The sequence below is a fragment of the Streptomyces sp. NBC_01451 genome (genome assembly GCF_036227485.1).
Classification (GTDB): Bacteria; Actinomycetota; Actinomycetes; order Streptomycetales; family Streptomycetaceae; genus Streptomyces.
In genome coordinates this window covers 1-20,108 of record NZ_CP109479.1, presented here as the reverse complement: position 1 = coordinate 20,108, position 20,108 = coordinate 1, and the positions used below count along the sequence as shown (strand labels likewise).

At 67.2% G+C, this 20,108-nt stretch carries 19 protein-coding genes; 9 read left to right on the top strand and 10 right to left on the bottom strand.

Annotation, left to right across the window (positions count from 1 at the left end):
- The first annotated feature begins 95 nt into the window (after nucleotides 1-95).
- From OG595_RS00095 to OG595_RS00085, 3 genes are all read left to right on the top strand, one after another.
- Nucleotides 96-920: a hypothetical protein gene (locus OG595_RS00095; protein ID WP_329266533.1), complete on the top strand. Its 825-nt coding sequence runs from the start codon at nucleotides 96-98 to the stop codon at nucleotides 918-920.
- A gap of 553 nt (nucleotides 921-1,473) precedes the next feature.
- On the top strand, nucleotides 1,474-1,830 hold the full coding sequence (locus OG595_RS00090; protein ID WP_329266531.1) for a hypothetical protein: 357 nt from the start codon (nucleotides 1,474-1,476) through the stop codon (nucleotides 1,828-1,830).
- A gap of 111 nt (nucleotides 1,831-1,941) precedes the next feature.
- On the top strand, nucleotides 1,942-2,199 hold the full coding sequence (locus OG595_RS00085; RefSeq protein WP_329266529.1) for a DUF6207 family protein: 258 nt from the start codon (nucleotides 1,942-1,944) through the stop codon (nucleotides 2,197-2,199).
- 10 nt (nucleotides 2,200-2,209) lie between these two features.
- Here OG595_RS00085 and OG595_RS00080 read toward each other — a convergent pair whose 3' ends face one another.
- The 3 genes from OG595_RS00080 to OG595_RS00070 all read right to left on the bottom strand — a co-directional run bounded on the left by OG595_RS00080 (nucleotide 2,210) and on the right by OG595_RS00070 (nucleotide 5,406).
- The gene (locus tag OG595_RS00080) at nucleotides 2,210-3,136 is read right to left on the bottom strand and encodes a DUF4238 domain-containing protein (RefSeq protein ID WP_329266526.1); all 927 of its coding nucleotides are present in this window, start codon (nucleotides 3,134-3,136) and stop codon (nucleotides 2,210-2,212) included.
- A gap of 74 nt (nucleotides 3,137-3,210) precedes the next feature.
- On the bottom strand, nucleotides 3,211-3,864 hold the full coding sequence (locus OG595_RS00075) for an ATP-dependent DNA ligase (protein ID WP_329282543.1): 654 nt from the start codon (nucleotides 3,862-3,864) through the stop codon (nucleotides 3,211-3,213).
- A gap of 63 nt (nucleotides 3,865-3,927) precedes the next feature.
- Nucleotides 3,928-5,406 carry a tetratricopeptide repeat protein gene (locus tag OG595_RS00070; RefSeq protein WP_329266525.1) on the bottom strand — a complete coding sequence of 493 codons (1,479 nt, stop codon included), beginning with the start codon at nucleotides 5,404-5,406 and terminating at the stop codon, nucleotides 3,928-3,930.
- Between the two features lie 400 nt (nucleotides 5,407-5,806).
- Between OG595_RS00070 and OG595_RS00065 the strand changes: the two genes are divergently transcribed.
- On the top strand, nucleotides 5,807-7,084 hold the full coding sequence (locus OG595_RS00065; RefSeq protein WP_329266523.1) for an IS701 family transposase: 1,278 nt from the start codon (nucleotides 5,807-5,809) through the stop codon (nucleotides 7,082-7,084).
- A gap of 85 nt (nucleotides 7,085-7,169) precedes the next feature.
- Here OG595_RS00065 and OG595_RS00060 read toward each other — a convergent pair whose 3' ends face one another.
- A complete protein-coding gene (locus OG595_RS00060; RefSeq protein WP_329266521.1) occupies nucleotides 7,170-8,537 on the bottom strand; it encodes a hypothetical protein in 1,368 nt (455 codons plus the stop codon).
- Between the two features lie 235 nt (nucleotides 8,538-8,772).
- On the opposite strand from OG595_RS00060, the gene OG595_RS00055 reads away from it, so the two are divergent.
- Complete coding sequence (locus tag OG595_RS00055) at nucleotides 8,773-9,159, top strand: hypothetical protein (protein ID WP_329266519.1); 387 nt, start codon at nucleotides 8,773-8,775, stop codon at nucleotides 9,157-9,159.
- A gap of 62 nt (nucleotides 9,160-9,221) precedes the next feature.
- Here OG595_RS00055 and OG595_RS00050 read toward each other — a convergent pair whose 3' ends face one another.
- Together OG595_RS00050 and OG595_RS00045 are read right to left on the bottom strand one after the other, a co-directional pair.
- Nucleotides 9,222-9,455: a hypothetical protein gene (locus OG595_RS00050; protein ID WP_329266517.1), complete on the bottom strand. Its 234-nt coding sequence runs from the start codon at nucleotides 9,453-9,455 to the stop codon at nucleotides 9,222-9,224.
- An 86-nt stretch (nucleotides 9,456-9,541) separates the two neighbouring features.
- Nucleotides 9,542-10,765, bottom strand: coding sequence for a hypothetical protein (locus OG595_RS00045; RefSeq protein ID WP_329266515.1), 1,224 nt, complete (start codon nucleotides 10,763-10,765; stop codon nucleotides 9,542-9,544).
- A 196-nt stretch (nucleotides 10,766-10,961) separates the two neighbouring features.
- On the opposite strand from OG595_RS00045, the gene OG595_RS00040 reads away from it, so the two are divergent.
- The gene (locus OG595_RS00040; RefSeq protein WP_329266513.1) at nucleotides 10,962-11,579 is read left to right on the top strand and encodes a hypothetical protein; all 618 of its coding nucleotides are present in this window, start codon (nucleotides 10,962-10,964) and stop codon (nucleotides 11,577-11,579) included.
- A gap of 82 nt (nucleotides 11,580-11,661) precedes the next feature.
- Nucleotides 11,662-12,696 (top strand): YaaC family protein, encoded by a 1,035-nt coding sequence (locus OG595_RS00035; protein WP_329266511.1) that lies wholly within the window; start codon nucleotides 11,662-11,664, stop codon nucleotides 12,694-12,696.
- Nucleotides 12,697-12,966: 270 nt separating this feature from the next.
- Here the strand turns inward: OG595_RS00035 and OG595_RS00030 are convergent, their stop codons facing one another.
- Both OG595_RS00030 and OG595_RS00025 read right to left on the bottom strand, forming a co-directional pair.
- On the bottom strand, nucleotides 12,967-13,515 hold the full coding sequence (locus OG595_RS00030) for a hypothetical protein (RefSeq protein ID WP_329266509.1): 549 nt from the start codon (nucleotides 13,513-13,515) through the stop codon (nucleotides 12,967-12,969).
- A 236-nt stretch (nucleotides 13,516-13,751) separates the two neighbouring features.
- Nucleotides 13,752-13,928: a hypothetical protein gene (locus OG595_RS00025; protein ID WP_329266507.1), complete on the bottom strand. Its 177-nt coding sequence runs from the start codon at nucleotides 13,926-13,928 to the stop codon at nucleotides 13,752-13,754.
- Between the two features lie 407 nt (nucleotides 13,929-14,335).
- Here OG595_RS00025 and OG595_RS00020 point away from each other — a divergent pair, with 407 nt between their 5' ends.
- The gene (locus OG595_RS00020; protein WP_329266506.1) at nucleotides 14,336-14,836 is read left to right on the top strand and encodes a hypothetical protein; all 501 of its coding nucleotides are present in this window, start codon (nucleotides 14,336-14,338) and stop codon (nucleotides 14,834-14,836) included.
- A complete protein-coding gene (locus tag OG595_RS00015) occupies nucleotides 14,770-15,576 on the top strand; it encodes a DUF402 domain-containing protein (RefSeq protein WP_329266504.1) in 807 nt (268 codons plus the stop codon). Before OG595_RS00020 ends, OG595_RS00015 begins: the two co-directional genes overlap by 67 nt.
- A 101-nt stretch (nucleotides 15,577-15,677) precedes the next feature.
- Here the strand turns inward: OG595_RS00015 and OG595_RS00010 are convergent, their stop codons facing one another.
- Both OG595_RS00010 and OG595_RS00005 read right to left on the bottom strand, forming a co-directional pair.
- Nucleotides 15,678-16,004, bottom strand: a complete 327-nt coding sequence (locus OG595_RS00010) for a hypothetical protein (protein WP_329266502.1) — start codon at nucleotides 16,002-16,004, stop codon at nucleotides 15,678-15,680.
- Nucleotides 16,005-16,376: 372 nt separating this feature from the next.
- On the bottom strand, nucleotides 16,377-18,875 hold the full coding sequence (locus OG595_RS00005) for a DEAD/DEAH box helicase (protein ID WP_329282540.1): 2,499 nt from the start codon (nucleotides 18,873-18,875) through the stop codon (nucleotides 16,377-16,379).
- Nucleotides 18,876-20,108: the final 1,233 nt, after the last annotated feature.

Here is a 20,108-nt window from a genome sequence, read left to right as displayed (position 1 = left end):
ACGGGCATTGTGCCGGATCGCGCAAAAACGTGCGGCGGACAACCGAACGGGCAGTCACAATCGGGGCACTACGGACTGCACGGAAGGATGTTGGGATGGATCGGATCGGGTTCGACACCGAACTGGGGACAGCGGCGGTGTCCCTCGTCGACAACAGTCTGACGATCGAGAAAGCGGCGGGCACCCACAGTCTCAAGCTGACGCTCGCGGTCCAGACCCCGCAGCCGGAGAAGGCCGGACGGCTGATGATCCTGCCCACGAACCTGTTTGCCGTATCGGCTGGCGGCCACAACGACTGGCTCGGCTCAGCCGTCTGCCACCTCCCCTTCACCCCGGGAGAGGTACGTCACGCGACCTTGCGCTACCTCCTTACCAGCGCCCAGGTGATCGCCCTCGAACAGGGCCGGTCCAATGATCTGAACCTCAAGCTGGAAATTGAAGCAGTGCTGCCGCAGGCAGCGGCCGGCCTGTACCCGGGCGCCGGGCAGTCCACGCTTTACATCTCGGTCGCGGCCAGCCGCTGGCGCGACCAACTGGCCGGACTGGGCAAGTCGCTGGCAGTGGAGATGGCAGTGCCCTTTCCCGCCGAGGACGACCCCCGGCAGGAGGCCGTGATCCTCCTGCGCGCTGCCCAACGCCAACTCGGCGGCGGCCCGGAAGAGATCGACGCAGCGATCCTCAAAGTGCGTCAGGCGCTGGAGTACATCGAACTGCACTGCGGGTGGAACTGGCCCGGGTTTGCGAAGGACAGAAAGCAGCGCGCTCAGGACGAACGATGGGCAATCATTCGCTCCGCCATCGACGACCAGGCAAGCGGCGCGGTGCACGCGGACGCGGTCACCAAGACCTTCACCTACACCCGAGAGCAGGCCGAGACGCTGATCGCCATGACCGCCGCCCTGCTACGCCTGGTGCCCTGAACCGATGTCAGCCTGCTTCTGCAACTGTGCGTCGGCCCTCCGGGCCCTGTGCTATTCGGTAGTGGCTTCGCAGGCCGCGAGGTAGTCCGCCCAGCTGTCCTGCGCGAACAGAGCCCACCGGTGCGCGGTCTGGGGATGGATACCGAAGAGGTTGCTCGCGAGGATCAGCAACGCCGCGCCCTGTCCAGCTTCCTCGGAGGCTGGGGCGCGGCGGGCGGGGGCGGCCCCAGCCCCTGACCTCCACGGCTGGAAGTGGCCACCGCGCTGATAGTGATGCGGCCAGTGTTAGGTGAAACGCCTCCTGGGGCCCCGGGCCTCTGACAGGTTCGAACGCGTGGATCAAGGGTGGGCAGCGGTTGTCGCAGGCATCGCCGGGCTTGTTGGCGCGGTCGTCGGTGCTCTTGCTGGTGGGCGTGCCGCAGTACGTGGGGCTCGGATCGGCGCAGAGGTGAACGCGGCCGCCGTACGGGCTCAGGTTCGCGACCAGGCTGCTCTGGCACAAGAGCAATGGGTTCGTCAGGAGCGGCAGAAGGCATGTCTGCAGGTGATGGACATGTACGCCGTCTTCAATGTCGAGTCCATCCGGCGGCGTGAGCAGCTCGAAGCGGGCACGGTGCTGGATGAGGCGTCGTTGCAGGCCTACGCGGAAGCCTTGTTCAAACTCCTCACCGCGTGCAGCCACTTGGCGCTCTTGGGGCCTGACTCCGTCCAGCTCGCGGGTGGCACCCTGCGGCGCATGACAGAGCGGTTCGTGAGCACGCTCCGGTTCGCGAGCGAGGAACTGGCAGACCGGCCCGCAGATACTATGCGCGCGGACTGGGCGGAGATGGTGGCTGAGGACGGGCAGGAGATGAAGCTCGCCTACCTGGAGTTCATGCGCGTCAGCCAGGCCGTTCTCGTATCTGGCTGATCGTCCAGTGTCGCTGGCACCGGTCCGTGGCTGTCGTGCCCGGTACTACCCGGTCGGGTGAAGGCGCCGGGCCGCCGGAACCTTCCCGGACATCCGGGCGTAGTGGCGTACATGGACCCGATCAACGAGGTACACGTCAGCAGGCCCGGCTTGGTCGTCGTCGACGTCGCAGCCGCCGACGACGCCACCGCGCTCGCCTTCCAGCAGCTGCTCGCCGACCGGTGGGCGACGTCGTCAGCGGAGCGCACGACGCACGACGTCGGCCAGCCCGGTGTACGGCTGCGCTGCTACCTGGACTTGAATCAGCCGGTCGGCTCGGATGCGCAGGCTGACACGCCGCCGCTGGCCCTCGCAGAGGTACAGCAATGACGATCGCCTGTCAGGTGGTCCGGTCTCCGGCCAGTCGTCGCTGTGCACGTCGTTCCACGAACGGTTCCAGGCCGCTCGCGGGGTGCATGTAGACGTAGCGGTGGGCGGCGTGGATCTGCAGGGCGTTGAGGCGGTCGACGAAGGACTGGGAAGCGGTGAGCATGACGTCCTCGGCGCCCAAGGACAGCATGTGCCGTGGGCCGATGGGAAGTACGAGGGTCTGGGCGTCAAGGAACGCCATGCCGTACATGGTGCGGCTTCCCTTCATGGACAGGGTCAGGGCCGGGTTGTCGCCGATCAGGAACTGGCCCGTCTCGGGCGTGATCACCTCCAGCCGCCGCGTCGACGCCAGGTCCCGCATTTTGTGGAAGGTGTCCTCGATGCTGGTGCGGAAGAGCTTGCCGCTCTCGCGGTCGCGCATAGTCGGGGACCGTTCGATGAGACGTTCGGCGAAGGCGCCCAGGGCAGCCGGGCCGGACAGGTACAGGCCCGTCTCGCGCAGTGCCTCGAGGCGCAGCTGCTCCGGATACTGGGTGATCACCTTGGCGACCAGGTGCGTTCGGGCCCGCTCGACCGAGTCGGTATGCACATCGCGGTAGTGGAGCGACCGGACGTTGTGGAGCACGATGAGGTCGCGCAGCACGTCCACGTGAAGCGGGTCGGCGAACGGAGTGCCGGCGTGCACGGCGGCAAGCGCCGCACGTACGCGCCTCTCCACGTTGTTCCACAGTGCTTCGATGAATGGGGAGTCGACGGCGACGAAGTTCTCGACCCAGCCGCATCGGCTGGGGGGCATCCGCTTGTGTACGTGTCCGGGGTTGTGCAGGTCGAACGGGAGCAGCTGCTGGCTACTGTCCTTCGGCTCGGGCATCGTGAACTCTTTGAGCAGGACCTGGGATACGAGGTGCTGCCGCGATGTGTGCTGTGCTGTTCCCACACACCGGATTCTGCCAAGTAGCCCTCTCCCCCCGATCAGAGTTTCCCTCGGCTGCCGATCCACATGGTCACCGGTCAGCGCAGCCGGACCACGGTCACGACCGCGTGCCGGGTCGTGCCCGCCACGACCTCCACCACCACATCACCGGTGGCGGGGGTGTAGGAGTCGCCGGCCGTCGGGACCGCCCGCCCGGACTGGGGGACCAGGTGCGGGGCGACGACGGAGGCGAGCGCCGTGGTCAGCCGCTGGGACAGCGCGATGCGTCCGTCAGGCAGCCGTACGGCGAGCGCCTTCGGATGCCGGGGGGTGCCGGTGAAACCGACCACGGTGGCGTCGACCGTGTCCGCGTGTCTGATCTTTGACCACACGCGGCCCGCCCTGTACGCCGACCGGAGCGGCTTCGCCACGATCCCCTCCGCACCGGTCCCTTCGAGCGCCTCGTACCAGAGCAGGGCCCCGTCCCGGTCGGTGGTCGACCACACCGGCACGATCGGCGGACCGACGTCGGCGAGCACGTCCAGGAGGACCTGGCGCCGCTCCGAGTACGGACGCGGCCGCAGGTCGGGGAGGCCTGCCGCAGGGTGGGCCAGGATGTCGAAGGCGACGAAGTGGGCCGGCCACTCCTCTGCCGCCAGGGCCGCCCCGGCCCCGCGCCGGGCAAGCCGGTTCTGCAGCCGCTCGAACGCGAGGCGGCCCGCGGCGTCCCAAACGATCAGCTCGCCGTCTATGTGAGTTGCCGCTCGTGTCTCATGCCAAGCCCATGTAGCGGGCGGAGTTGTGCATCTCCTGTGTCACCACCGTTGTAGCTCCTGGCGGCATGAAGCCGCCTGCTGGACCATCCCGATCTGCTCGTACAGCGCGGCTGCCTCTGCGAGGGTGTGGCGCGCGGTCCTCGTATCGCCGCGCTGGCGGGCGGCGTCCGCCAGGAGATGCAGGGCGGTGGCTTCTCCGCGCCGGTTGCCGAGAGTGCGGTGGAGAGCGAGGGCCTGGTTGGCGAGTTCCTCGACGAGGCTGGGGACGCCGCGCTGGCGGGCGGCGTCCGCCAGGATTCCAAGGGTGTTGGCTTCTTCACGCCGGTTGCCGAGGACGCGGTGGAGAGCGAGGGCCTGGTTGGCGAGTTCCTCGACCAGGTCGGGGTCGGTGCGCTGGAGGGCGGCGCTCGCCAGGACCCCAAGGGTGTTGGCTTCTCCGCGCCGGTTGCCGAGAGTGCGGTAGAGGGTGAGGGCCTGGTTGGCGAGTTCCTCGACCCTGTTGAGGTCGGTGCGCTGGAGGGCGGCGTCTGCGAGGAGCCCCAGGACGTTGGCTTCTCCGCGCCGGTTGCCGAGCGTGCGGTAGAGGGTGAGGGCCTGGTTGGCGAGTTCCTCGACCCGGTCTGGGTCGTTGCGCAGATAAGCGGCGCTTGCCAGGGTCTCCTGGGTGTCGGCTTCTCTGCGCCGGTTGCCGAGCGTGCGGTAGAGGGTGAGGGCCTGGTTGGCGAGTTCCTCGACCTGGTCGAGGTCGCCGCGTTCGCCAGCGACATCCGCCATCAACCCCAGGGCGGCGGCTTCCCCATGCAGGTCGCCAATAGCACGGTAGACGGTGAGGGCGGCTACTGGATCACGGGCAGCGATGGCCTGTGCGTGCAACTGAGAGTCGTTGAGCTGAGTGGCGAGACTCTCCGCAGCGGTACGTTGCCTGGCGGCGAGTTCGCGCTGGTGGGCTGATTCGGTGCGCTGTGTGAGAGACATGCTGGTCGTCGGCGCGGCGGGTGTCGCAGCAACAGTGACCTGTGGAATGGGCGACTGACGTTTGATGCCCGGTAGTGCCCACATTGAGCGGCGGTCGGCGAGGTCGGCATCGGTCAGAAGAAGTCGGACCAGACAACTCTGGTCGGGGCAGCGGCGGGCTGCGGTGAGGCCTTGGCGAATGTGTTGGCGGGCCTGCTCTAAATCCCAGGAGTTGTAAGCGATGAGGGCTAGGACGTTGTGAGCGAGGGCTGTGTGATGGTCGCTGGTCTTCGACTGCTCCAGGACGTGGAGAGCATAGGCGGCAGCCTCGTCGTGGTCGTCCAGAGCGTAAGCGGTACGGGTACGCAGGAGGAGCATGTCGCCAGGCAGGGCGCCGGGCAGCAAGTACGCGGACAGCGCCTCCGCGACTGCGGCTGCGAGCGTGCCAGTGCCCACCTCGCCGAGGGCCTCGTTCGTGATGGGGCCGAGCTGGGCAGCGGGAGATGCCGCGGGGAGTGCTGCGATGAGTGTGCGGGCCCGGGGTGCGTCGCCGGTTGCCAGCACCGCTTCAGCGAGAGCCGCCCGGAGCGCATAGCTGTCGCCTCTGGCGGTTGTTCCACACTGAGTTCCCTCCAACGCGTCTGACCCGTGCGTGTGCGGTGTGGTTGCGGTGGTCCAGTGGGTGACGGAGTCCTGGTAGCGGGGCCGCTTCCAGGCGGCGTGGCCGGCGAGGCGAGCCGCTGTGTGGACCGCCTCACTGTAGCCGTCAAGGGACCCATAGAGGGCGAGAGCCTGTTCGGCGTGGTGTTGCGCGGAGAGATATTGGGCGCGATGGAAGTCCAGCAGGCTGGTGGCGAGGTGAGCGTCCGCGAAGACCGCGGACAGCGTGTCCGAGGGGTCAGGGACGGCTAGTAGGACTCCGTTAGGTCTTTCTGTCGGTGGTGTTCAGCGGCATGGTGGGTGTGTGGACGCACATGAAGTGAACCGTGCTCGGGCGAAGTTGGCGTTGTTCGTGGCTGATGTGTTCTCTTCGGTGCCGCGGAAGGACCAGCGGGCCAAGGGTGACTGTTATCTGCGGGGACTGATGGTGGACGGCCGCCGCAAGTCCATCCAGGCCATGGCTGCGCGGCTGCCGGACGGCAACGAGCAGAACCTGCAGCAGTTCGTGAACCAGTCGACCTGGGATCCGGTGCCGGTGCGGCGGCGGATCGCGCAGCGGATAGTGCCGCTGATCGGCCCGGATGCCTGGGCCATCGACGACGTGTCGTTTCCCAAGGACGGGAAGATGTCGGTCGCCGTGGCCCATCAGTACTGCGGGGCCCTGGGCAAACAGGCGAACTGTCAGGTGGCGGTCAGCGTGCACGCGGTCACCGATACCGCCTCCGTCCCGCTTCAGTGGCGGCTGTTCCTGCCGAAGGAGTGGGACAGCGATACCGAACGCCGGCGTCGCTGCCAGGTGCCCGATGAGGTCGGGCACCGGGAGAAGTGGCGCCTGGCCCTGGACACCCTCGATGAGCTGGCCGGGTGGGGTCTGGTGCCGCCGGTGGTGGTGGCCGACGCCGGCTACGGGCAGAACGCCGACTTCCGCGACGGCCTGGACAGCCGGGGCATCGGATATGTCGTGGCAGTCCGTTCGGATGTCACCGTCCACTGCTGCGACGCCGAGCCGGTCACGCCGCCGTGGTCGGGCAACGGCCGCAAGCCGCAGCCCCGCTACCGGGACAAGCCGTCCTCCGTGTCCGTTCTGGCCGCTGGTCACGGGCGCGAGGCGTTCACCGAGGTGACCTGGCGGGAAGGCTCCCGCGGACCGATGCGCTCACGCTTCCTGGCACTGCGGGTGCGGCCGGCCGGAGTCAGGGCCCGCCGTCTGGCCCAGGCCGCCGCGAGCGCGCAGGAGGGCTCGTGGGACGGTGTCCTGCCCGAGGTCACGCTGCTGGCCGAATGGCCCGAAGGCGCCGAAGCACCCACCGACTACTGGCTGTCGAACCTGCCCGCCGGCACCCCGGTGGCCGAACTGGTCCGCCTCGCCAAGATCCGCTGGCGCATCGAGCACGACTACCGGGAACTCAAGCACGGCCTCGGCCTGGACCACTTCGAAGGACGTTCCTGGGCAGGGTGGCACCACCACGTCACCCTGGTCACCGCCGCCCACGCCTTCCTCACCGAACAGCGCCTGGCCCCAAAAGCCGATACAGCGGACTCACCCTCTACCAGATCCTCGACACCATCCAGGACCTGCTGAACTGCTGGACCGGCACCTGCACCACCTGCCACCGCCCCCTGCCCAGAACCTCCGCCACCAGCCCAAACCCAAGAGCCAGAGCAACCTAACGGAGTCCTACTAGGGCGGCGTCGGCCAGCTCCTGGATCCGCAGAGTGTCCAGTGGTTGGGTGCCCAGTGCGCGGGTCAGGTGGGCGGTCCACACGGCACTGTGCCGGTTATCGCCGGTGGCGAAGCGGTGGTGGGCAGCGCGCAAGGACCACCGGTCGTTTGTGGCGAGGGCTTCGTGGTACTCGGCGGCCGCGCGGTGCAGGGCCGGAAGGATGCGTTCGGGCAGCGGTTGCCGTGCGTCGTGATCGCGCGCGGCCTCCAGGAGCCAGCCGCGCAGAACGGTGTGCACCCGCCACTGACCGGCACCTGCGTCCAGGGAACGGATGTAGGAGCTGTGCTCTAGGCGGGCGAAGGCCTCCCTGTTCGCCGCACCGTTCGAGTCGCCGTCGCGTGCCACGGCCAGCAGGGCGTCAGGGGTGAATACTTCCAGGACGGCGGCGGCGTGCAGCAGGTGCAAGGTGCCGTCGCTGATCCGCTCCAGTACGTGGCTGCGCAGCCATGCCCTGCGAGCCGGACCTGCCCGCTCGGCCAGGCCGGCGACCAGCTCTCCGAACGAAGACGCCGGGTCGTGGCCGTCGGTGAGCTGTCCGGTGAGGATGTCCATGAGCCAGCTGATCTCGACGGGAAGCCCTCCCGCAGCACCAGTCACCGCCACTGCGGCCTGGGCATCGACGGACAGGCCACGGCGGGCGAGGTACCTGCCGGTGTCCTCGGGCGCCCACGGCTCCAGCTCCACCCGGACGATCCGGCCGCAGTCACGGTTGTCGGCTGCGACCGACGCGGGGGCGGTGGTGCCAGCAAGCACCACACGAAGTCCCGGCATCTGGTCCAGCAACTCCTCAAGGACGGTGACGAACCAACTGGCGACACCGTAGGGGCGCCCGGGGCGGGGTTGCTCGGCGGTGACGTCGTCGAAGTAGGCCAGCAGCTCGCTGGTGTCGACCAGCAGCACCAGCTGGCGCCGCCGCACAGCGCGGGCCACCTCCGCCAACTGGCCGGTCCACTGCCCGCGCCGCTCGCCCTGCGTGAGGGCACCGGCGGACACCTGCACAGGGGAGTGGCTGATACTGCCACCGAACCCGGCCCATTGCCGCACATTGACCCGCCACGGCCGCACGCCACCGATCGCCGCCGCCTTCCGCCGCAGCCAGCGCCTGCGCCACCACGGCGCCACCTCGGCCAACCGGCCACCGACCAGGCGCAGCAGCTCTAGCGCGGCCTCCTCCCCGCCCTCGGCCCGTACCACCATCCCCGACACCAGCACTTCGGCGTCGACCACCGCGCACGCCCAGCGGTCCGGCGGCCGCGCAACCAGGCGAGCCAGCACGGTGGACTTGCCCATCCCCGATACACCCGTCAGCATCAGGATCCGTCCTGTACCGCCTTCGGCCACCAGGGCGTCAACAGCCCTCAGCGCTGCCTCACGGTCGGTGAATAGCTCCCCGACATCCCCCATGCTCACCCCGACCGCGCATCTCTCCACCCGAACAGCTCCTACGCCGCTAATCTGACATAAAGCCAGACGCTGCAGAGGGTGAACCGTCAGGAGAGCGACCTTCTGACAGCTCGACGGCGACGGCACGAGGCGGAAGGCCACCATGGCGACAACGATGCAGAAGACCGTGGCAGTCGGAGGCGCCCTCACCACGATCGCGACCGGCGTGGTCACCAACCAGATCACTGATCAGTGGAGTTGGACCTGGGCCGCAGCCCTGGCCGTTCTCGCCGCAGCCGGAGCCTGGCTGGCGCTCCTGGCACTCGCCAGCGGCCCGCCCACCAGCCGGTCCCGGCACCGCATCCGTGCCGACCACAACGGCCGCATCGAGGCATCTGGAGCTACCGGCCGCGACGGAGCCGTTATCGAACAGACCGCGACCCGGGGCGGAACCATCACCGGGTCCCCCGTCTCCGCCCGCAGCGCCGACGTCGAACAGACCACCGACGATGACGGCCAAATCATCGATTCCCCCAGCGACATCCAGTAGCCACCCTCAGGCAGCCGCTCCGGAGCCCAGCGAGACATCCCGACCTGAGACACAGCATCAGGTCACATAACGCCGTCCAGCGCGGTCGCGTCCGGCAGCTGCACGGCCCCGGCTACGACCTCCGGACACGCCGGACTCATCTCGGTGCCGCGCCTGGAGCGCAGCACCGCCCGGCCCGCATCCACGGAGACCAACGCCCGGAACCCATCCCACTTCTGCTCGCCCGCCCAGCCCGGCAACAGATCAGGCTTGGGTACGGGAGTGCTCAGCATCGGCTCCGGCGGTGTCCACGTCACACCGGATCCCTTCCACCAAGAACCCCGATGCTGTCCTGCCCGCGACGACCTGCCCTCGTTCGTTGTCGGCTTCACCGCTTGGCGTCCTACTGATCGAGCAGGAAGTCGACGGTGCAGTTGACGTGCTTGGCGAGGTCGCTGCTGGTGTATCGGGAGCTCGGGTTCAGCTCAGGGAAACCGGACTCCTTGCTCAGCTTGTACTGAACACGGCGGTGGTGGGCGCCGATCCCCTGGAAGATCCAGGGCACCATCTTGACCATGCGAACGTCGGTCTCCCCGGCCGTAACGAACCAGCCGCCGGGGATGGGGAAGAAGCGGTCGAATGCCTCAAGCGCCGTCGGGATCTCATCGGCCGGGATGCCGGAGTACCTCGACATCCACTCGAACTCCTGCTCTTCCCGATCATCGAGGTAGAACCCGCCCCACCCCCAGAGCAACTGCTGCCAGAAGGTCGCGTAGCGACAGAAGTTCGGTTGTTCACCCAGCCAGGCCATGCCGCTGTGGAACGTCGCTGGCAGAGTGTGATAGGTCAGCCCTTGGAAGATGAAAACATTTCGGTCCTCCGACATTCTGAACTCCGGCGCGCCGTCCGGATGCGCAAGCGCGTAGTCGACGGCCGACTTCAAGATCGACAGCCGGGCGCGGTGCTCAAGGTACGCGCAGGCCTGTAGTTCAGGGCGCTTCCCCTCAAGCATGCTCTTGTAGCTCACGCTGCTGGCAGTTTCCGACTGCGGGTCGAACGTCCCTCCATCGAGTTCATCGGCGTAGCCGCGGGTCAGCTTCGGGTGCTCGCCGTACGCCTCGTACAACATCGCCAGGGACTCTTCCGGGGCCCGCGCGAAGAAGGTGCCGTTGTTGATCTGCCGGTGGTAGGTCTTTGCCGACCGGGCCCCCTCGCCACCCGCCTTGGCCTTCCTATGGATGAACTTGACGAACTTGCGCTCGACGCCGTAGGAGTGACGCCACAGATCGATAAGTTCTGGCTCTGTGAACGTTCCGAAGCCCTTCTCGGTGAAGTGCTCCGGAGCGGTGTTGAAGTCCTCGAAGCAGACGACGTCCAGCCCCAACGGCGCCATTCGACGTGGCGCGGTCGCTCGATCGTCCCACCGGGTGATGAAGAAGGCGCTACGAGGAATCTTCAGGTACCGCATCCAGCCGACGACCTTGAAGAGTTCGGTGTAGCCCCAGCCCCAGCCCCCGCCCTTGACCTCGACCAGCCGTCGCGCGGCCTCTTCATGCGCGTAGTCCGTGGTGACGATGTCGAGCTCCAGGAGGTCCGCGGGATCAGACTCCACGATCTGCTTCTCCACGTAGTGACCCGAAGCCTGGAACAGCGCGGCGACGTAGTCCTCAAGCTCATCGCCAGCCCCCGGGATGTCCGGCAGCTCAACAGAACGTCCGCCCGGGTCCGCGACAAGTTCGGGCCCGGTGTGATCGGACCGGCTGCCGCCTTTCTACGCGTCTGCTGACCGAGTTGCCAACATAGTTGCGCTCTAGGATCGGCCTATGCCCATGACCGCGCTCGATGCCGCCAACGACGTACTCGCTCGAGCCCGGGGCCTGCTCGCTCTCGACGCGCCAAACCTGGCAGATCTGGTCCGTGAGGACATTCGGCGGACGTCGCTCGCCCTCGGTGTCGCTGCCTTGGACACCTACATGCACTGGGCGATCCGCAGTGTGTCCTTCGCCCATCCCCTCCCCAAGGAACTTAGGAAGGTCCCCGTCACGTTCGGCAAGATGCTCGCCATGGCAGACGGCTCCGTGGCGGCCCGCAAGAACGGCATCGCGAACCGGCCGCAGGTGCAGGCCCGCAACGCACTGAACGAGCAGTTGCTGACCATGACCTTCCAGGGGTCCGGCCAGATCGAGAAGGGTCTGAAGCTGCTGGACAAGAAGGACGTCTGGCGGAATCTGGCCGCCGCTATGCAGCCCGCTGCCAAGCCGGCGGACCTCAAGGCACGCCTTGATGAGATTTCCTTTCGTCGCAACATGATCGTTCATGAGGGAGACCTGACGAGGCTCGAGAGGCCTCAGCGCATCAAGCGTGAGGCAATCAAGGGGCCTGCGGTGCAGGCCGATCTCGATTGGCTCCAGTCCTTCATCAGTGCGCTGGCTACCCTCTGATCCTGCCGACTGTGCTGGACCTCGTGTGATCCCCACAAATTCACCCGCGCGGTCAACCCGGAAGCCAGTAGCGTCCGTGGCCATGTACAGCGATTTCGACGCCGATGAGGCGTGGGAGCGGCTGCGGGCCAGCCGCTCCAATCCGCCGGCCCGAGCCAATACCGGCTCCCGCCGCAAGACGTACTCGGCAGCCCTGGAACAGGCTCAGCAGCTGTTCCGTGCCGCCGCCGTCGTGGGACCGGCCACGAGCCCGATCCTGACCTTCTACGGCCTCAGCCAGGCTGGCCGCGCCATCACGGCCGCCGCCTGGTCTCTTAAGGGCGAGGACTGGCGCCTCAACACCCACGGGATTACGAGCAAGACGTTCCACGAGCCGTTCCCCGACATCGAGATCCGCACCGATCTTCCCGGCACCCAGGGCAGCTTCGTGAAGGTCAGCAAGGTCCTCGACTCACCGGTGTGGGAGATGGACCCGCTGCGCCTGGAGGACGTCTGGGACCTGCTGCCCCCGAACCTCAACTACCCGCTCACCAGCAGGGACCGGCTCACCCCGCTGCACACAAGCGAGGCCAGCGTCGACGAAGGCGACCACTCCTTGCTCAGCGTGTTCGTGTGCAACATTCCCGACCGGATCGTCAAGGCCGGCACCCGTGAGGCGCTGGCCGACTTTCTGACTGCGTACCCGGCTGTCGCCCAGCACGAGAGCTACTCGAATGTGGGAGCGGCGGCGCTTCCGAACTACGTCCGTTACGACCACGGTGGAGGCCAGCTGTCGATGAACTGGCTGATACCAGAGGGCGTGGGCACGGGGTTCGACGGGATGGCGACCATGGCCGAGCGGCAGGCCCACCTGAGGGCCTTGGCCCGCGGCTACGCCGGGGGCCGGTATTTCCTGCCGGTCCTGGGCTCGATGAAGCGGGATCTACACCCGCTGATGGCCTGGTGGGCCGTGCTGTACACGCTGTCCATGCTTGCCCGCTACGAGCCCGCGGCCTGGGGCAAGCACATCAACGTCGATGCCAGCCCGCACACGGTCCCGATCGAGCGGCTCTTGGAACGGGCGATCAACCACCTGCCCGTCCTGATCGCGGACGCCATCACCGAGGTGAGCACCTGATCCAAGGGCTTCCCCAGGTTCCCGTACGGGCGACCGGATCGTGTACACGGGACAACGGGCGGCCCCGGTTTCACATGCGGGTCGTTGGCCCCGCACCACGGGTACGGCAGCGCGGGCCGACACGCTGTGCCCCCGATACCGCAGTGCCCGACGTCCCCGAACTCCTCCGTGGGGACACGGCGGACGCCTGCCGGCTGCACGTGTACAACTTGCCCGGATCAGCGGAACGCTGCTCGCTCAATGGGCTTCCCTGAAGGCCGTCGGCTCCGGTCAGGACACATCGGGGACGTACAGGCCGGCTGCTGCCCCGATACGGAGATAGTCCATCGTCGGTTGCAGCGCGGCCGGCTTCCACCCGGTGGCCTCCTGGATGAAGCCGCCTTTGTCCGCCACAGTGGCATTCCACCTGCGGTCCAGGACCGGCAGCCGCGCCCAGTTCAGCCGCTCCCCGGTGTCGGCGGCGGTGGGGTGCGTGTAGTGGGTGAGGAAGTCCTCGGACAGCACGCTGGCCGTGTGTGGGGCCGCTTCGAACACCCCGGTCACCGTGGGCAGGGTGACGGACCAGTAGATCGGCACCTCACCCAGCCGGTATCGATCCGGATCCTCCGGGTGGTAGGTGACGGCGTACCGGTCCACCCACGTACGCCACAACTCCGTGGCGGTGGCCTCATCGGGCAGGTAGTCGTCCGACATGCTGCTGCCGTCCACCTCGGGGTAGAGGACCAGTTCCTCAGTCCAGGTGTGGCCGCTCTGGTGGCTGGACCAGGTCCACTTCCTGCCGGGCGGGTAGGACTGCACGGTCTGCTTGGTGCGGGGCATGGCGGCAGTCTGCCGGGCCGAGCGACGGACCGGTGCGGGTTCTGCGGCATTACCGCCCGGACAGATGAAAGCCCGGCCACCGAAAGGGGTTTTGACAGCCGGGCCGTAGCGGGCCGGAGCTGGCCGCCGGGCAGCCGGTCTACGCGGTCCCTGCTCTGGGAGGCTGAGGGCCACCATTCGGGGGCCGACGACCGCACAGGCTGCCGCCGGCCATGCTCGGGTCTGTCCGGCCGTTGTCAGCGCGACTGGATCCAGAGGCCGCCGTACGCGACGACGGCGCCGCCGACCGCGGTGGCGGCGCCTCGGAGCAGGTGCAGCCCTGCCTCGTTCCGCAGCCGCCGGGCTCGCCGGATCCACCGGGGTGGGAGGGGTTCCGGGTCCGGGCTGTTGCCCTTACTCTCGGGCTTGGACATGGGCTTCTCCTTCATTGGGGATGTTCGGTCTTCTGCAGACGGCTCCCTGTGCCCCAGGGGGCCGTCGCCGTTTCCGGCGACGACTGTGCCGTTGTCCACTCCTTGAGATTTTTGAGGTCTCGTGGGGTGGACGAGAGCAACAAAACCACCTCCGAACATGCTCTGACCAGCGGAAACAGCTAGTTGTCGAAACAAGTCCACCCGAGTTGAAACGACATCAAAGCGAGTTACTGCAAGTCCTCATGACCCCAACACGGGGCATCACATGCCTATATGGGGTGTCATGCCTAGCCAGTACGGGTTTTTACAGGTCGAAGGAGGCCTGGACGTGCCAGAGTTGGCGGATGCCTCAGATGATGCGCATGCCCGGTCCTGACGAACTGCCTCCCGGAACCAGGCGAGCATTCGTGGCAGAGCTGTTCTTCCACTACACCGAAGCCGGCCGTCCTACACTCGCCCGCGTCGCGGCGACCACCCGGTCCATGACCGATGCCTTTCCCGTCAGCCGGGAGACGATCCGTCGGCTTCTGCGCGGAGAGTCGATCGCCAGGTGGGAGCGGGTCGACGCGGTCCTGCGCGCCCTGTGCGAGATGGGCAATCAGGATCCGGACCGCAGGCGATGGCAGGAGCCCGGCGACTGGAACGATGACGGCGATCCGACCACCTGTCGGCAGCACTTGCGTCAGCTCCTCTACGACGACATCGACGAGGTCCAGCCCGAGCTACCTCCCACCCCGTCAGCGGTTCCGCCGTCGCGGTCGTCTGGAGGGTGGGGCGGTACTCCGCCTGCAACGACCGGAGGGTGGGGCGGCACTCCCTCGCAGGCGAATCCGGATGACCCGTGGGCCACCACCCCGCCTTCATCCGCCCCGTCGACGGGCGGGTACGCCGACGAGCCACCCTTCTGATGGTGGCGACCACGCTGGAGCTGCTGTGCGAGGGGCCCCGGCCGGGACGGAGGAGGAACCGGGTGCGCGGCTTCGAGACGGGGCAGACGGTCGTACGGCGCGACGTGTACCGCAGTGGGCGGGTGTGGAGCGAGCAGGCGCTGCGTGTCGTCTCCGACACGGGTGAGGCTCTGGTGACCGCTTGTGTGCCGGGAGCGGAGGCCCGCTGGCCCGCCCTGTATGCCAAGGCCCGTTCCGACGGGGACCGTTCGGTGAGTACGGAGGCGTTCGAGGCGATAGCGGCGGGGGAGTGGGAACTCGAGGACAGGCGGTGGCAGGAAACCGAGCTGCTGCTGTGGAAGCCGCCGACCGCATGGTTCAGCATCAACGCCTTCTACACACTCGCCGGGATGCGGAACTGGTATGTGAACTTCGAACACCCCACCTGTCGCAGGACGGACGGGTTCGACACCTTCGACCTGACCGTGGACCTGGTCGTCGACCCCGACCTGAGCCTGTGGCAGTGGAAGGACGAAGACGAGTACGCGCACGTGCGACGGCTCGGCATCATCACCGACCCCGAGCACCAGGCCGTGGACGACGCCCGCACCCAGGTCCTCGCGATGATCGAGGAGCGCTCCGGTCCCTTCGCGGACGTCGGCACCTGGGGCGACTGGCGCTGGGATCCCACCTGGCCCGCGCCGCGCCTACCTCAACCTGCTCCGAGGCCCGGAGAGAGGGGCGTACCGACAGGGCATTAAACCACTGCACTCGTAGGGGACCGAGGGGTGCGGGGGGTGCGGGGTGCCCGAGCGGGGGCGGCCAGCGGGTCCTGTCCCGCCCGGCCACGGCGGTCAATCAGTCATGGCGGGTTGTCGAGGACGGTGAGTGGAGTTGGGGCAGGCCCGTCCGGGCCGGCCGGTGAAGTCGTGCAGGAGTTCTGGGCGACGACCTGGGTGAGATCGCGGGTCAGCTCGGCACGGTTCCGCACCGGGAGACTGCTCGTCGTCTCCAGAAGCTTGTCCGCGAAGTCGAACTGGCGCCGCGTTCGGTACCGGTGAGCCAGATAGTCGAGGACGGACGGGACCATGTTGGCGCAGACACACAGGACCACAATCGGCCAGGGCATGCCGACGGCGGTGGTGCCCAGGCCGGAGCCGACAGCAGCTATGGGCGTAGGGATCTTCACGCGGTTCTCCGCGATGTGAGAGCGGGCTGGGTGGCGGACACCTGTGGTGGCATCGTCCGCGTGGGGAAGCCGCGCGGACGGCCCGCCCTCACCAGGTGGCGTACCTGTGTGAGGTGTAGAACCAGCGTCGCACAGATATCCCTTGGCATTGCCCCGGCACCCTTTCGACCACGGTGCGAACTGAGCGGCCGTCTCGTGCCGTCGTGCGTAACGGACTTCACCCCCTGGTGCCGGAACGGAGCACGGACAGCAGCGGCCGGAGAGAAAGTTGCGGGCATGCCAGAGGCCCGAACACTTGGCCCGGGCCCCGAAGAGGCAGTTGGTGCCCTACACCAGAGTTATGGGGGAATCGGCGGGTCTTGTGACGCGGCGCTACGTCCAGCGCATGCTGATCGAGGACAACTGTTCGATCCGCTCCTGCGAGAGCGTCGCCGCGCGGGAGCGCTGGTTGCTGATCCAGGCTCCAAGGCGGAACTGCAGTTCCCATCCCTCTTCGGAGAGCACTGTCTCCATGTGCTTGCGGGGGACGATCAGATGGCCTTCACGCTCGTAGTACTGGGTGGCGGCGGCCAGGTTGGCGGTCCACTTGTCGGCCTGGGTACGGCGCGCCTTGGGCTTCTCGTCCTCGGTCGCGGGCTCGATCCCGAGGACCTGCTCACACATCCACTGCTGCACGGCGGTGAGCTTGTCCCAGCCCAGGCGCTGGGCGCGCACCCACCGCCCGAGGTCCTCACCCTGGCGCAGGACGTCACCCGGCTCGGTCGGCAGTACGCCGCCTTCGTCCAGGTGTAGGCGGGTGAGGTGGAAGGCGCGTTGCCATTCCACGGGCCAGGCCGGGCACCACGAGGCGTCGATCTCCTCCAGCTGCTCGCGCCGGTCCTCCGACAGTGCGCCGGCAACTGAACCGACAGGCAGCCCTTCGGCACGCCGCCGTTCGATCTCGGCAGCCTTCCGGGTAGCAGCCCGGGCGTTCTTGAGCCAGATGCCTACCTTCGCGCCCTGGTGGGTGGCGTCCAGCGGGGCCAGGAGGTGCCCGTTCTCGGCAGCCCACCCACGGGCGGCGGACAGACCTTCCTCCCAGGCGACGTCGAAGTGCGACCACACCATGCCCAGCTTCTCCAGCTGCTGGACGCGGTCGGTGTCCATGTCCCCACGGGCGTAGAAACGCCGGGCGTCTGCGATCCACTGCCCCAGGGGGAAGTTGGCCAGCGAGGCCGGCCATCCCGTCGCCACTGCCTCGGGCCCCTTCGGCACCCGGTACGTGAACGGCACCTTCAGATCGCCGGCCTCGCCCGCGTACAGCACGGCGGCCTCGATGCCGCGCCGCCAGTGCTCGTGCTCGGGGTTGAGGACCCGCAGGTTGATGAACGCGGCCAGCGCGGCCGGGTCACGCGGCGTGGAGAACTTCAACAGCGCCTTCGCCGGAGCTGACGGACCACCGGACCCGTTCTCGCCGCCCTGCCTGGCCTTGGCGTCCTTCTGGACGGGCTTGTAGCGGCTCGGGGCCTGCTGCTCAGCGAGCTGCTCCACGATCCGGGCGTCGTGCGCCCGCAGCGCCTCCAGCAGCTTCGCCAGCCCGCCGAACGCCCGGCTCGTGAGCATGTTGTCCGCCGTCTCCCCAGGACCCAGGAGCACCGGCACGACCAAGCTGGCCATCTTGCCCTCGCCCGGCTGCATCCGCAGCGCCCGGCCCACGGCCTGGACCAGATCGGGCATCGAGCCGCGCACGTCGGCGAAGTACACGGAGTCACAGTTCCGGGTGTCGACGCCCTCGCCCAGCACCTTCACCGAGCTGAGGAACGCCTTCTCCGCCACCGTGCCGTCGGTGGCGATGAGGTCGGCGAACTCCCCGAGCACCCGCCGACGGTGCAGCGGCTTGTGATCGCCGCACAGCCAGTCCGCCCACACCGTCGACGGGTACAACTCCGGATCGTCGTCATGCAGCTGCGCCGCCACGTCCGGGACCCCGGTGGAGAAGGCTTCGGCCTCCTTCACGACGTGATGGAACGTGAGCGTGCGCTTGAAGGCCTCTTCCGCTGACGCCTTCACCAACGCCGTCTGCAGAGCAGCGAGACGCGCACCGCGCATCTCGTCAGAACGGCCCTCGGCACCCAGCAGCATGGCGGCCTGGAACTGCGTGTCGGTGATGTCCACACACACCACCTGGTACGGCGCACAGATCCCCCGGTCGATCGCCTCCGACAGCGTCAGGCTGAAACACCGGCTGCCGAAGGGGGAGTTGGGGTCGTCTTCCATGCTCGCCACCAGTTCGCCGGGCGCGCTGTCCTGGTCCTCGTCCCCGAGCTGCCACACCCGGGGCGTGGCCGTCATGTACAGCCGGCGCAGGGACGGGATCTTCTGGTTGTCGTGCACGACCGCCCACGGCTTCCCGATCCGGCCCGAACACCGGTGCGCCTCGTCCACGACGATCAGATCCCAGGCCGAAAGGCCGGCGGCGTGCGCCCGCTCCAGCGTGCCCAGACCGAGCGAGGCGTACGTGGCGTACACGGTGACCTTGTCCAGGCCCCTCGTCCACTCCACCAGCTCGTCCACGTCCGTGGTGTTGGGGAAGGACACCTCCTCACCCCGCAGGGACGAGACCCCGATCATCGGGCCCCTGCGGCCTCCCTCACGCCACGCGGCCTCGGTTTGGGCGAGCAGATCCAGCGAGGGCACGATCACCAGAACACGGCCCGCGTGGAGCTCTTCCGCGCTGTGGGTGGCTACCAGCGTTTTGCCGGACCCAGTGGCCATGAGTACCTGCGTACGAAGACCCTGCTCGGGCACCAGTGAGCGAGCAGGTAGGTCGAGCGCACGCAGCACGGCGCCCACGGCCTCTCGCTGGTGGGGGCGGAGTTCCTTCACTGTCATCTTCATCCGATCTTTCGCCTGAGCGTTGCACTTGTTGAGCGGAGAACTTGTCCTGGCTGCCAGTGAGAGGGTGGCAACTTCGCGAAACTCCCCGGTTTCAAGAGCGGCGATACTTCCTCTTCCGGCTCATTTCGACAAAGATCTTAAATTTTTTTGCTAGCATTCTAGAATGACAACTCCACTCATTGCCGGGCTCGCGTTAGTCGTTGCAACGCTGGCGCTTGGCTGGCAAATAGTTTCTTGGCTTCAATCAGGGCCTCGAATCCAAGTACAGCTTGAAGAGATTCGGCACGGATCTGGGAGTTGGTCAGACCCCGCTTTCCAAGGCGCCTACGCAATCACTGTTGCTAATCGAGGACGGCAAGCGGTCGACATTCAGGAGGTCAGACTGCGCTACCGAAAGAAGTGGCGAGAGGAGTTTTATCACTACTTGGATATTGAGTGGGGAGCCAGCATAGATTCGGCGCGGTCTGCCTCCCTTCCCGCATCTTTGAACCCGGGCGGATCAATAATCGTTTATGCTGCTCACGACGAGGTTAGATCACAAATGAAACAACGGAATGTTGAATTCTATCATCTCATTCCGCAGACCCGAATAGGACTCCGTTGGGTAGAGGGTGAGCTTAATGGGGCTCGCAATGCTACACGCAGTGAAATCGAATCGAGCTAGATCGAGTAGCAACGAGGAGGGGCTGGTGCCGGAGGTCGGTTCCGCCCTCCGACCCGGGGGGCGTTTGGCTCCTGATACCTCCGCGCGCCCAATTTAGAATTCCGCATCTGAGCTTCCTTTGGAAAGCGGCAGTCGGAATGTGAGTTGCTATTCCTCGCGAAATTTGTTCTCCCTGCTGAGTCCAGAGTCTATCTAGTACTTTAAAGTGAAGCACTTTAGCCAACTGGCCATCACTCGAACGAATCACCGCCCTTGGATCCCGCTACCGGCCCGACACTCCGTCACCTCACCTCCCTTACTGTTGCCGCTTTTCCCTACGGTTCCCCGTGGGGCGTGGACTGTTGGGGCTGGAGCGCAGCGGAGGCCCCGGATCGGGCCCGCGCGAGGCGCCGGCCGCATCGCGGTCGCGGCTCGTGGAGCGCAGCGGAACGAGCCCAACTCGCCTGCGGAGCAGGCAAGTTGATGGAGCCTCACGCAGTGAGGGTCTTGGCGCTCACGCGGAGCGGGGGCGTAACAATCGTGCGCAGCACGGTTGTTCGCTTGCATAGCGCGAAGCGCTATGG

Coding starts and splice junctions, on each gene's coding strand:
- OG595_RS00095 (WP_329266533.1), top strand. CDS start 96: ATGGATCGGATCGGGTTCGACACCGAACTGGGGACAGCGGCGGTGTCC.
- OG595_RS00090 (WP_329266531.1), top strand. CDS start 1,474: ATGTACGCCGTCTTCAATGTCGAGTCCATCCGGCGGCGTGAGCAGCTC.
- OG595_RS00085 (WP_329266529.1), top strand. CDS start 1,942: ATGGACCCGATCAACGAGGTACACGTCAGCAGGCCCGGCTTGGTCGTC.
- OG595_RS00060 (WP_329266521.1), bottom strand. CDS start 8,537: ATGCTGACGGGTGTATCGGGGATGGGCAAGTCCACCGTGCTGGCTCGC.
- OG595_RS00055 (WP_329266519.1), top strand. CDS start 8,773: ATGGCGACAACGATGCAGAAGACCGTGGCAGTCGGAGGCGCCCTCACC.
- OG595_RS00040 (WP_329266513.1), top strand. CDS start 10,962: ATGCCCATGACCGCGCTCGATGCCGCCAACGACGTACTCGCTCGAGCC.
- OG595_RS00035 (WP_329266511.1), top strand. CDS start 11,662: ATGTACAGCGATTTCGACGCCGATGAGGCGTGGGAGCGGCTGCGGGCC.
- OG595_RS00030 (WP_329266509.1), bottom strand. CDS start 13,515: ATGCCCCGCACCAAGCAGACCGTGCAGTCCTACCCGCCCGGCAGGAAG.
- OG595_RS00025 (WP_329266507.1), bottom strand. CDS start 13,928: ATGTCCAAGCCCGAGAGTAAGGGCAACAGCCCGGACCCGGAACCCCTC.
- OG595_RS00005 (WP_329282540.1), bottom strand. CDS start 18,875: ATGACAGTGAAGGAACTCCGCCCCCACCAGCGAGAGGCCGTGGGCGCC.